At 36.3% G+C, this 12,556-nt stretch carries 7 protein-coding genes and 1 tRNA gene; 4 read left to right on the top strand and 4 right to left on the bottom strand.

Annotation, left to right across the window (positions count from 1 at the left end; translation table 11 throughout):
- Window positions 1-52: 52 nt before the first annotated feature.
- The 3 genes from FNN09_RS11790 to FNN09_RS11780 all read right to left on the bottom strand — a co-directional run bounded on the left by FNN09_RS11790 (window position 53) and on the right by FNN09_RS11780 (window position 4,095).
- Window positions 53-556, bottom strand: a complete 504-nt coding sequence (locus tag FNN09_RS11790) for a flavodoxin (protein WP_143302562.1) — start codon at window positions 554-556, stop codon at window positions 53-55.
- 121 nt (window positions 557-677) lie between these two features.
- A complete protein-coding gene (locus FNN09_RS11785) occupies window positions 678-2,723 on the bottom strand; it encodes a thiamine pyrophosphate-dependent enzyme (RefSeq protein ID WP_143302561.1) in 2,046 nt (681 codons plus the stop codon).
- A gap of 64 nt (window positions 2,724-2,787) precedes the next feature.
- On the bottom strand, window positions 2,788-4,095 hold the full coding sequence (locus tag FNN09_RS11780) for a dihydrolipoamide acetyltransferase family protein (protein WP_143302560.1): 1,308 nt from the start codon (window positions 4,093-4,095) through the stop codon (window positions 2,788-2,790).
- A 392-nt stretch (window positions 4,096-4,487) separates the two neighbouring features.
- On the opposite strand from FNN09_RS11780, the gene FNN09_RS11775 reads away from it, so the two are divergent.
- The 4 genes from FNN09_RS11775 to FNN09_RS11760 all read left to right on the top strand — a co-directional run bounded on the left by FNN09_RS11775 (window position 4,488) and on the right by FNN09_RS11760 (window position 10,053).
- Entirely contained in the window at window positions 4,488-6,530 is a 2,043-nt protein-coding gene (locus tag FNN09_RS11775) for a M13 family metallopeptidase (protein WP_255434097.1), read from the top strand.
- Window positions 6,531-6,787: 257 nt separating this feature from the next.
- Window positions 6,788-6,861 (top strand) — tRNA-Arg (locus FNN09_RS11770).
- Between the two features lie 293 nt (window positions 6,862-7,154).
- Window positions 7,155-8,426: a site-specific integrase gene (locus FNN09_RS11765; protein WP_143302559.1), complete on the top strand. Its 1,272-nt coding sequence runs from the start codon at window positions 7,155-7,157 to the stop codon at window positions 8,424-8,426.
- A gap of 412 nt (window positions 8,427-8,838) precedes the next feature.
- A complete protein-coding gene (locus tag FNN09_RS11760; protein WP_143302558.1) occupies window positions 8,839-10,053 on the top strand; it encodes a site-specific integrase in 1,215 nt (404 codons plus the stop codon).
- Window positions 10,054-11,011: 958 nt separating this feature from the next.
- Here FNN09_RS11760 and FNN09_RS11755 read toward each other — a convergent pair.
- Window positions 11,012-12,514 (bottom strand): alpha-L-fucosidase, encoded by a 1,503-nt coding sequence (locus FNN09_RS11755; protein ID WP_143302557.1) that lies wholly within the window; start codon window positions 12,512-12,514, stop codon window positions 11,012-11,014.
- Window positions 12,515-12,556: the final 42 nt, after the last annotated feature.

The raw sequence follows: 12,556 nt of genomic DNA, 5'->3' as shown, positions 1-12,556 counted from the left end.
CAAAGGGGATGACCATTGACTGACCATCCCCTTTTATTGAGCAATAAAATGTTTACTTAAACTCTTTTTTTAGCACTTCTGTCCACTTTTCTATACGTTCATTTGATAAAGCAGCCTGGTTTTCAATATCCAATGCTAAACCAACAAACTGATCGCCACGCTGAGCAACACTGCCCTCAAACTCGTATCCTTCAGTTGATGTGAACCCAACAAGTTTCCCTCCTTTTTCTTCCAGAAAGTTAGCCATCAGGCCAATTCCATCAACAAAATTCTCAGGATACCCTTTTTGATCGCCTCCTCCGAAAATTGCAAAATTCTTACCTTTAAAATTCTCATCTTCAATAGAGGGTAAAAACTCATCCCAATAATTAGGTAGTTCACCATCGAACCAAGTAGGAACGGCTAGTATATAATTAGTAAAACTCATAAACTCTTCACCAGATACTGTATCGGCATCAACTGCTTCAACAGCATCGCCTAATATCTTAGTTATTTTCTTAACCTGCTGAGCCGTTTTTACAGATCTGAAACTATAGAATATTCCTGTTTTTTTCATCTGTTTAAAATTATTTTCATTTGTCAGATGGATCTCTCAAGTAAATTTAATCCTCCTCCAGTGTGTCAGTTTGGATAATCAAATTTATATGGTCATTTCATCCGTTTAAAATTTAATTAAATTAATAGGCCAGTAATTCTTTAGCTGCCTCTTTAATACGATCATTATTTGGCAATACAGCCGCCTCAAGAGTACGATTAAAGCCAACAGGTGTAAAGGTTGAACCAACACGTTTAACTGGTGCATCTAAAAACTCAAAAGCATCTGCCGTAATCTGGGCGGCAATCTCACCACCAAAACCACCAAACACCTTATCTTCATGAACAACCAGCGCTTTAGATGTTTTCTTTACTGATTCAATAACAGCTTCTGTATCCAAAGGAATTAGGGAGCGTAAATCAATTACCTCAATATCGCCTACACCTTCTTTGGCTAACTCATTGGCCACTTCAACACACATATGCGTTGTATTTCCATAAGTGAAGATTGTTAAATCTTTACCTGGGCGACGAACACGTGCTTTTCCAAATGGCACTTCAAAATCGTCAGGTATTGGCGTTGCCGCCTTTGGTGCATTGTACAATGCCTTTGGCTCCATAAACACAGTCATACCTTCTGATCGCATACAAGTACGTAGTAAACCAGCAGCATCATCGGCATAAGACGGGTACACAATACGAACACCAGGGAATGTAGACAGGGCTCCTTCAATATTTTGAGAATGATACAAGCCACCTCCAATATATCCACCAGAAGCTAAGCGTACGGTAATATTTGGAGAGAATTGCCCTTTTGTACGCCAGTATTCATGCGTTGTTTCAACAAATTGCTCCATGGCAGGCCAAAAATAATCGGCAAACTCAGCGCCTTCGACCACCACGCGGATGTCTTTATTATAGCGTACCATACCATTGGCGGTACCCATAATAAAGTCCTCAGCAATAGGTGCGTTAAACACACGCTTCTTACCAAACTCCTGCTGCATGCCTTTCGACACATTAAAAATACCACCCTTGTCTTTATTGGCAATATCTTGACCCCAAATGTATGTATCCGGGTTATGGCGAAACTCTGCCTTTAACGTTTCATTTAGTCCCTGAATCAACTTTTGTGGTTCTCCATCGAACTGATGGGTTCCATCGGGATATTTTGTTGATGTGTATGGTTCAGGTAAAACAAAGTCATGTATAGACTCTGGTGTTGGATGTGGTGCAGCCATACCCTTACGGTGTGCAATCTTTACCTCTGCTGCCACATCTTCTTCTATGGCTTTTAATTCTTCCTCTGTAGCACGATTATACCTGATTAATAAACGCTGAAACTTTGCCAAAGGATCGTACTCCTTAACATAGCCTAACTCGTTATCATCGCGATATAAATCATGGCGATCGGAATTACTATGTGAATGAATACGCACACAGTTGGCCTGCACAATAACAGGCTTTTGGTTCTCTTCGGCCCATTTCGAAGCTTCCATCATGGTATTCATCGAATCAAACACATCCTTACCATTACAGTACATGACGCGTAAATTCTTAAATCCCTCAAAGTTCTTTGCCACTTTACGGTTAGCTGTCTGATCTTTTTTAGGAACAGAAATACCATATCCATTATCCTGAAAAACAAATACTACAGGTAGCTGCTCTTTAGAAGCTCCATTAACGGCTTCGTAAACATAACCTTCAGAAACCGAAGATTCGCCTTGCGAACTAAATGCTACACCTTTAGACTCGTAGGTTTTAATAGCACGTCCTACACCAACAGCATGCAAAGTATGGTTACCTGTACACGACGACACATTGTGTATGTTCCACTCTGGTTTAGCAAAGTGGTTTGACATGTGTCTACCGCCACCCGCTACATCGGCATCTTTAGATATACCGTTATAAATAATCTCTTCAGCCGTTAATCCAGCTGAAACATTGGTAACTAAATCGCGATAATAAGGGAATAAATGATCTTTACTACGATCAAACACCTGACCAATGGCCAATTGAATACCATCATGACCAGCCGCTGGTGCATGATAAGACCAACCAATGGCTTGCTTTAAATAATTAGGTGCTTTTTCGTCAAGTGTTCGTCCTAAAAACAGAATACGATACCATTTTAATAGGGTTTCTTTATCTGTTTTTTTAATGGAATGTATCTTTGGAATATCACTCATATTGAATTAATTAAAAAGTCAATAACAAGGAGCACAACACGCATGCTCCTTTATCTGTATAGTTTTATATATCTCTGTTAATATCAAAATCCTCCAAATAGTCGGCAATACGACGTAGGAAACCACCTCCTAGAGCTCCATCTACTACACGATGATCGTATGATAAGGATAGGAACATTTTATGACGAATTCCAATTACATCCCCAGTAGGCGTTTCAATAACAGCTGGCTTTTTCTCTATTGAACCAGTTGCTAAAATGGCCACTTGTGGTTGGTTGATGATTGGCGTTCCAATAATATTTTTGAACGATCCGAAGTTGGTTACCGTAAAGGTTCCTCCCTGAATATCATCTGGAGATAATTTATTCTCGCGCGCCAGATTAGCCAAACGGTTAATATCACCTGTTAAACCAACAAGGTTCTTCTGGTCGGCATGTTTAATAACGGGTACAATTAAATCACCCGATGGCAAAGCTACAGCCATACCAACATTCACATCTTTACGTAGAATTATACGATCACCATCTACCGAAGCATTCACACCTGGAAAATCACGAAGAGCTTTTGCAATGGCTTCGGTAAATACAGGCATGTAGGTTATTTTTTGCCCATATTTATTTTGATAAGCATCTTTAACCTTATTACGCCATAATACTATGTTAGTCACATCAGCTTCTACAACACTTGTAACATGCGGCGATACCTGCTTAGACATAACCATATGATCAGCAATTAGCTTACGCATACGTCCCATCTCAACAATTTCGTCGTTAGCCGATACTGATACATTTACTTTATGTTCTTTAGGTGCAGGAGCCACCGGAGTGCTTTTAACAGCCACTTTTTCAACTGGCTTTTCAACAACTGCTTCTCCTCTATTTTCTAAATATTGTTGTATATCGTTTTTGGTAACACGTCCATCTTTACCTGATCCTGCAACTTGTTCTAATTCGCTAATAGAAATACCCTCTTGTTTGGCAATACTTCGAACTAAGGGAGAATAAAAGCGATCGGAATTTTTATTTATTGAATCTGATCCGGCCACAGATTCAACAACCGGTAACTCTGCTTTTGCAGCAGCCCCCTTTTCTTCAGGTGCCGATGTGCTTGCTTCTTCGGTATCTTCGGCTCCTTCTAAAAGAATAACGGCAACGGGTAAACCCACTGCTACCACATCATCTACCTGGTATTTAATTTCTTTAATTGTGCCTGCAACCGGCGATGGTATTTCTGAGTCAACTTTATCTGTTGCAATCTCTAATAAAACATCATCCTCTTGAACGGTATCACCTTCAGAAATAAACCATTTTGTTATGGTAGCTTCCTCGACACTTTCGCCCATTTTTGGCATTAAAATTTCAAATGTTGACATATGCTTAAATTTATTTTTTCTCTTTAAACAAAGGTAAATTGACCTTTTTATTATTTATATCGAATCTAAATACTGCTCTTTTAACAATCTTTAGAAGCAAAATGTTTTTGGCAAATTGCAATCTCTACATTACAAAATCCATTTTACAAACAAGCGTAATTAAGATTTGTTTATCTTTTATTCTGGAAAGAGCATTAAATTCTCATTTAAATAGCTTTGTTAAATTGTAAAATATTGGAAAAGAATGTTTTTAGACAGCGACATGACAAATATCAATTCCGCCAACATCTAACATCTATCATACCAATATCTTTGGTAAAGCAATGCCTTTTAACTTTATTTGGCATTTAGAATTAGAACTTCAACCATCAAAAAAAATTAAACAAACATCTATGCAAAACAAGTATCTGATGTTGGTTTGTGCAGCAGGGTTAACCCTAGCTGCCTGTCAATCCAATCAAACACAAAATGAATTAATTAAGCCTGTTTTCTCATCAAACGACATGGATCTAAGTGTTGATCCAGGAGAAGACTTTTATCAATATGCCAATGGCGGATGGATGAAGAAAAATCCTCTTCCTGATGAGAAAAGTAGGTACGGTAGCTTTGATCAGTTAGCCGAAGAAAGCAAAGAAAAGGTTAAAACAATTGTTGAGAATGCTGCTAATAACAAAGGGGAAGCAGGAAGTTTGTCTCAGAAAATTGGCGACTTCTATTTAGCTGGAATGGATACTTTATCCATTAATAACGCGGGTTATACACCCATTAAAGCTATGCTCAAAAAGGTTAGCTCAATTTCAACAAAAGACGATGTGGTAAACATGATTGCTGAACTGCAATCGCAACAGTTAACACCATTATTTTATTTCTATTCTTCAGCTGATCAAAAGAATAGCGAAATGACCATTGCAGGCATTTATCAGAGTGGTTTGGGTATGCCTGATCGTGATTACTATTTGGAAGATGACGAAACATCTGTAAAGCTTCGTTTGGCTTATACCGAATATTTAACCAAGCTTTTTGCCTTATGCTCTTATCCGGAGGATGAAGCTGCGCAATTGGCGACTACTGTGTTAGCATTTGAAACACAATTAGCAGAAGTATCAAACACACGTCTTGAAAATCGTGATCCTCATGCTACTTATAATAAAGTAAGTGTTGATGGTTTGAATAAAATGGCACCTGAATTTCCATGGAATGATTATTTAAATGGAATTAACGTATCTCAACCTGGTGATATCAATGTGAGCCAGCCTAAATTTATTAAAGCCGTTGCCGAGCTTTACCAAACAGAAAGTATTGATACTTGGAAAACCTTTTTATCATCGGTAATTATCCGTAAAACAGCATCGTACTTAAGTGATGATTTTGTGAAAGCTAATTTTGCTTTTTATGGAGAAGCACTGTCGGGTAAAAAAGCGATGGAACCTCGTTGGAAAACAGTGCTAGGCTCTACAAATAGTGCTTTAGGTGAAGCCGTTGGCCAACTTTTTGTTGCAAAATACTTCCCTCCTGTTGCAAAACAACGCATGGATGCTTTGGTTGAAAACTTGCGCATTGCTTTTGGTCAGCGTATTGATCAATTAGAATGGATGAGTGATGAAACAAAAAAAGCTGCTCATGAAAAGTTAGCTGCCATACGTGTTAAAATCGGATATCCTAGTAAATGGCGTGATTATTCTGAGTTAAATATTTATGCTGACTCTTACCTTAAAAATGTATTAGTTAGTAATCAATTTGACTTCGCACACGACATGTCAAAAATTGGGCAAGCAGTTGATAAAGAAGAGTGGCATATGTCTCCGCAAACAGTAAATGCATACTACAGTCCTGTGGGTAACGAAATTGTATTTCCTGCTGCTATTTTACAACCTCCATTCTTTTACTTAGATGGTGATGATGCAGTTAATTATGGCGCTATTGGAGTAGTAATTGGTCACGAAATGACCCATGGATTTGACGATAAAGGTCGATTATACGGAAAAGATGGTAATCTTCAAACATGGTGGACTGATGAGGACTCTGAGCTATTTAATGCACGTACAAAATTGCTAGTAGATCAGTTTAATGAAATCGAAGTACTTGAAGGTACCTATGCCGATGGAGAATTATCATTAGGCGAAAACATTGCCGATCTTGGAGGTTTAGCCATCTCGTACCAAGCTTACCAGAATTCTATTAAAGATAAAGGCGAGGTAGCCGACATTGATGGTTTTACCGATGAACAACGCTTCTTTTTAGGCTATTCGCGTGTTTGGGCACAAAACATCCGTGATAAAGAGATTTTACGCTTAACTAAAGTTGATGTGCACTCCTTGGGTGTTAATCGTGTAAATGGTCCACTACCCAATTTACAACAGTTTTACGATGCTTTTAATCTTGATGCCAACGCAGCATTATTTATAGCACCCGAAAACAGGGCCAGTATTTGGTAAGATGATTAAAAGTAGACTTACTTAAATCGAGTTTACACTAACAAAATAGAAGGATTACACTTGATGTTTACTACAAACAAAAAAGTTGTAATCCTTTTTTTATTATCTATCAATTAATAACCAAAAACTTACACGTTCATATAGCTCAAACCACCTAATTTATTGTATTAATTGGCTCATTTGGGTTTGGTAATTACAAGTAAATAGCTTTTCTTTGCACCGCATTTGAGAACAATGGTTCACAAATCAACCTAAATGGTTCCGTAGCTTAATTGGATAGAGCACTGCGTTACGGCCGCAGAGGTTGCAGGTTCGAGTCCTGCCGGGATCACGTTTTAACGTAACAAACAATAACAAAGGCTTGTGAATCACTTGATTTACAGGCCTTTTTGTTTTTAACGATTAACAAATGGCTACATATAAAACCAATTCTCTGGTGTAAAATTCGGTGTAACCTATTTTTATTTAACTTGTGTTACACCGGATAGACTTCAAACCGTTATTCTAAAAAGGCTTGAGGGTGATTGAGCAAATATTATTATCTGGTACTATTAAGTGTCTTTTGGTCAAGATTAGTGGTCTTTCTTCGTAGAGACCTGGTATTAATTTTAAAAATTACTTATCATGATCAACCAACAAACATTTGCAATTCTTTTCTTTTATCGTTCAAAAAGAAAAAGTAAAACATCGGGAACAATCTACATTCGGATTACTGCTAATGGTCTACGATCTGATTTTACAAGTAACTTAAAAACCTTAAAATCAGAGTGGGATCCTAAAAAAGGGCACTTCAAAGGCTCTTCCATTAAAGCAAAGACAAATAATTTCATGCTTGAACAGATAAAGACTAAACTAATGTGTATTTATCAAGAGATTAGACTAGAAGAAGACTTTATACTACCTGCAATGATACAACGAAAGTTCATGGGAACTGACGATAAACAACATTCTCTTCTTTCCCTTATTGCATATCATTACGATACGCAAAAAAACACATTGGAAATCGGTACTTTAAAACATTACAAAACGACTAAAAAATATTTAGTTGCATTCTTATTTGAACTTAACAAATCAAATGATATTTATTTAAAGAAAATAGATTATCGGTTTATAACTGATTTTGAAGCATTCTTGAGGAAATATCAACCTCCAGAACAAGCCATTAGAAAATTGGCTCATAACAGTATAATGAAGCACTTGGCCCGCTTAAGAACGCTAATAAATCTTGCTATTAAGCTTGAATGGATTGAAAATGATCCGTTTAAATTTTATAAAATATGCTATAAAAAGAGTAAACGTACCTTTTTATCTAAAGATGAACTTTTTAAAATTGAAACTAAAAATTTTTCTTTTGAGCGCTTACAAATAGTTAAGGATCTTTTTCTTTTCTCTTGTTATACTGGCCTAGCTTACAGTGACATCAAAGCTTTAACAACTAACAACATAATTATTGGAATAGATGGTAACCAATGGATTCATAGTTCGCGTAAAAAAACGGACTCTTTACTTCAAATTCCATTATTACCACTAGCGACTGAATTACTACAAAAATATAAACACCATCCAATTTCAGAATTAAAAAATAAATTATTCCCTGTTCCATCGAATCAGAAACTTAATGCTTATTTGAAAGAACTTGCTGACATTTGTGAAATTAATAAAAACCTCACCTTTCATATGGCGAGACACACCTTTGCAACAACTGTTACATTAAGTAATGGTGTTCCAATAGAAACGGTAAGCAAGGTTCTTGGTCACAATAAAATATCTACTACCCAAATTTATGCTAAGGTACTTGAAAATAAGATTGGCGAAGATATGAATACGCTTCGAAACAAATTAAATACGGACACTTATGAAACGACTATGGCAAATTCCATTATGAAATCAAGCTAATATCCTCCGTGACGTTAAAATAGCTTTCACAGCCTGATTATCAACTCACTAATATCAAATAAATAACATATTATGACAGGTTCTCTAAGTTTGATAAAAACCCAAATATTTAATCTCTAAAATGGTACATTTCAGGTACCGAGGGTTCGAATCCCTCTCTCTCCGCTGATAGCGAAAGCAATTTTAAGAAAAACCCTGTAAGTCAACACTTACAGGGTTTTTTAATGCGCAATATTTTGCAAAAAGATGCAAAAAAACGCAGTTTTTGAGCGGACTTATCGAGGACTTAATTTCCTCTGAAAAAATCCTCGATTAGCAGTTGTTAATCACGCTACATTGCGCTCTATTACTCGGTTTTGAATCGTTCGAAAATGGACTCATAGAAATAATTTTAACACTAAAATTTATCATTATGAGTGGACTTGAAAATGTCAAAATCCTGTTCTTCATTAAAAGAACAAAACTTACCAAAAGTGGAGATGCAACAATCTTTGTTAGAATCACTATTAATAAGGAAAGAACAGAGTTCTCACTAAAAAAACATGTCAATCCTAATAATTGGAATGACAAAAAGGACAGAGCTAAAGGCCGAAGCCCGGAAATTTTAGAACTCAATGAATTCATCGATCAATATCAACGAAAAATATTATCCTATATTGATTTTATGATCTTGGATAATCAAACCGTCACTGCTCGAATTATTCAGGAAAAATTAGTTGGTAAAAAAGAAACGAGGCTAACTATACTGAAAGTTTTCCAAGAACATAATGACAATGCCAGGAAACTAATTGGTATTGATTTCGCACCAGACACTATTCAGCGTTACGAGACTTCTTACATGCACACAAAAGACTTTATTCGTTGGCAGTATCAACGAGAAGACATGGCTTTGGAAGACTTAAATCACCAGTTTGTTCGTAATTATGAGCTTTACTTAAAAACAGAACGTAAATGTGCCCATAATACCGCTATCAAATACCTGAAGAACTTTAAAAAGATAGTACGCATTACACTGGCCAATGGTTTGATAAAGAAAGACCCTTTTGCGACCATTAAATTCAAACTAAAACCTGTTGATGCAGTATATCTCACTAAAGATGAGTTGAATACCCTAATTAATAAAGAAATAAGCATAGAACGCTTACGGCAGGTTCGTGATGTTTTTGTCTTTTGTTGTTTTACCGGATTGGCTTTCTCCGATGCCAAGTCACTAAAACGTGAACATATTACAACGGATGGAAACGGAATTACCTGGATTCATAAAAAACGCACCAAAACCGACCAGATGAGTACCATCTTTGTTATAAAGGCTGCTAAAAAGCTAATGGCCAAGTATGAATACGAACCAGAACTTATTGAAAAAGGTGCAGTTCTCCCCGTTCTCAGCAATCAAAAAATGAACGCCTATTTGAAAGAAATTGGAATAATATGCGGTATTGATAAACCCATATCAACCCATACGGCCAGGCATACTTTTGCTACAACAGTTGCTTTGGAAAATAATATGCCTTTGGAAGTTGTATCAAAAACCTTAGGCCATTCCAGCACAAAAATGACTCAGCGTTATGCCAGAACAACAGAAGCTTTGATTCAAAAAAATATGGAGAAGATTAAGGATTTGTATTAAAAATGCGTAAAATAATAGTTTACAGCGCGCAAAAATGGAAATCATTCTCACTATTGCGCGCTTGTTGAATGCCATCAATAGTTTACTAAGCGGTCATTGTTTGGTAATTACACTTTGAATCATAGCTAATTAGAATATTTATACATATCCATTAAATTTAAATTCGTTGACTACATTGCTGGTTCAATCAATAACATGTTGATTGCTTATTGATACGGTAGATTAACAATTTCCATAATACAATATGTCGTAGGAACCAATGTTAATATTACGAGCGATTAAGGTGATTCAACGAAACGAACGTTCAACTGAGACTGTAATAGAATGTCATATCCAGAAACTGACTCAGATTTATTAAAAAATGCGCAGATCTATTGTTTTAAGTGCGTAATATTAGAATTTATTTTTTAGTTTTAAGATCGTATTGCACGTGCGTGCAATGCTTGATTGGTCGCTAATTATTGAAGATTTTAACGCTGATTAATAGGAGACTACAACACAAAGAAGTAAAGTGCAATAGTCGATTTTCCGATTGGTTTTTCCTGGTTCTGTTCATATGTGGTATTTAAGACAAATATTCGAGAAACTGCCTTGGTAAGATATGAAATTAAATCAGTCTTTAATACTTAATGAAAACAAAGAGGGTAAATCATACATTTTATGTTCTGCCTCCATGAATAACAAAACTATTATTGCCTAAACTCCTTGTAGCAATCCTATTAAAATAGACTTTAAACAAAATTACACTCCCAATATTGAAGCTTAATTGTGCAATCCACGTAGTGTGAGAACAAAATATATTGGCAGATTTAAAACAGATCTACCATATCAATTTGAGGCTTGGAGTAAGGGTTGGAGAAGCGACTTTCTTTTAATTTTACGAACATCCAAATTTCAATAAATCAATTCAATGCGAAATACACCATGAACGCTCCCTATCTGAAACAATTATGACAAATCAAAAGTAACCTTTAGTATCCGATTGAATCACGTTAATCTCATAAATGGAAGGAGGAGCAGTTGCCTTCAGAACTCGAAACCGAAGTTTTGATGTTTGATAGGAATAGGGAAATCGAATCACCTTGCAATCTCCCATTGACTTATCATCCATGTATATAGTTTGCCATTCTTTATTCTTAAAAATTTCAATAGAGTAAGACTGAATCCTGTTTATTCGATAATTCGAGAAGCCATCCCCTCCGTCTTTACTATCCTGAAATTCAAATATTGAAATTTTATTAAACGGCTTCTTCGGATCAAGATTAATTTCCAATATCGATAATGTATCAGAAGCAGCCCATCTCGTTTGCATACCTCCATCAACAGCTAATTGAGCTCCAAACATGACCTCATCATCATTTATAATAGATGATGCAGATACTGTTGCTTTAAGAGAAATAAATTTACCATTACGAGGTAATGGTTTTCCTTTTTCTATATTTAGCCGCAGTCCTAAAGCAATAATTGCATTGACCTCATGCTCTCTTATACGTCCTGTATTATCAGGCGGAACATTCATAACAAGGGTGTTACCATTATCGGTACACCAATAAAACAATTCTTCTAGTTCATCCAGTTCCCTAACAGGTCTGAAGTCATCCTTTTGAAACCAATTCCATCTTTTACTTAAACAAATTGTGTTTTCAAACGGTAAATAATAAGATTCGCCTTTATGGATGTACTGCTTTTCATCCAGCTTGTGTGCTATTTTGGGATCCCATAAACGAAAATCTCCAGGAAAATATTGAAAGGTGTATTTGTTATCGACTATCATTGAATCGGGCAGTGCAAATTCTCGTGAACATGGCTCCAGTTCAATGGTGTGATTTACTCCAACCGCACAGTGGGGCTGTATACCCTTAACAAACTTGTAAACCCGATCCAAATCCCAGTCAGCAACTTCACGATCCCATCCACCATCAAACCACAATTCGCAAATAGCTCCATAATTCATCAGTAATTCAGTTAATTGATTAATCATATAATCAACATAAACATTTGGATTCTTATCTGTGTAAGCAGGATGATTTCGGTCCCAAAGTGAGTAATAAATCCCAAGTTCAAGATCATACTTTTGACAGGCTTTGGCCACTTCTGCCACCACATCTGTTTTAACCGGGGATGATGCCACATCATATTCGGTATATTTACTGTCCCACAAACAAAAGCCATCATGATGCTTTGTCACCAACAACACATAACGGAAACCTGCATCACGCGCTACTCGAACCCATTGGTCGCAATCCAAATTTACCGGGTTGTAAATGGTAGCAGGTAAAGTACCATCAGACCATTCTTTATTAGCAAACGTATTAACGCCAAAATGAATAAACATTCCGTAGCCACGTTCAATTAATAATTTCTGAGTTTTATTTGGCCTGTTAGATGGCTGTATAATTTGACTATTTGCAGATTGATATATAAAAAACAATCCTAAAACCAAAGAACTGAATACTCTCATAAGAATCCTGTTTTATCTAATTTTTTTCAATGATGAGTTTAT

This window comes from Carboxylicivirga sp. M1479, assembly GCF_007097485.1.
Taxonomy (GTDB): Bacteria; Bacteroidota; Bacteroidia; order Bacteroidales; family Marinilabiliaceae; genus Carboxylicivirga.
This window is presented reverse-complemented; position numbering and strand designations above follow the sequence as displayed.

Bases quoted from the DNA above. Each gene is read 5' to 3' on its own strand.
- FNN09_RS11780 (WP_143302560.1), bottom strand. From the start codon at position 4,095: ATGTCAACATTTGAAATTTTAATGCCAAAAATGGGCGAAAGTGTCGAG.
- FNN09_RS11785 (WP_143302561.1), bottom strand. From the start codon at position 2,723: ATGAGTGATATTCCAAAGATACATTCCATTAAAAAAACAGATAAAGAA.
- FNN09_RS11755 (WP_143302557.1), bottom strand. From the start codon at position 12,514: ATGAGAGTATTCAGTTCTTTGGTTTTAGGATTGTTTTTTATATATCAA.
- FNN09_RS11760 (WP_143302558.1), top strand. From the start codon at position 8,839: ATGAGTGGACTTGAAAATGTCAAAATCCTGTTCTTCATTAAAAGAACA.
- FNN09_RS11775 (WP_255434097.1), top strand. From the start codon at position 4,488: ATGCAAAACAAGTATCTGATGTTGGTTTGTGCAGCAGGGTTAACCCTA.
- FNN09_RS11765 (WP_143302559.1), top strand. From the start codon at position 7,155: ATGATCAACCAACAAACATTTGCAATTCTTTTCTTTTATCGTTCAAAA.
- FNN09_RS11790 (WP_143302562.1), bottom strand. From the start codon at position 556: ATGAAAAAAACAGGAATATTCTATAGTTTCAGATCTGTAAAAACGGCT.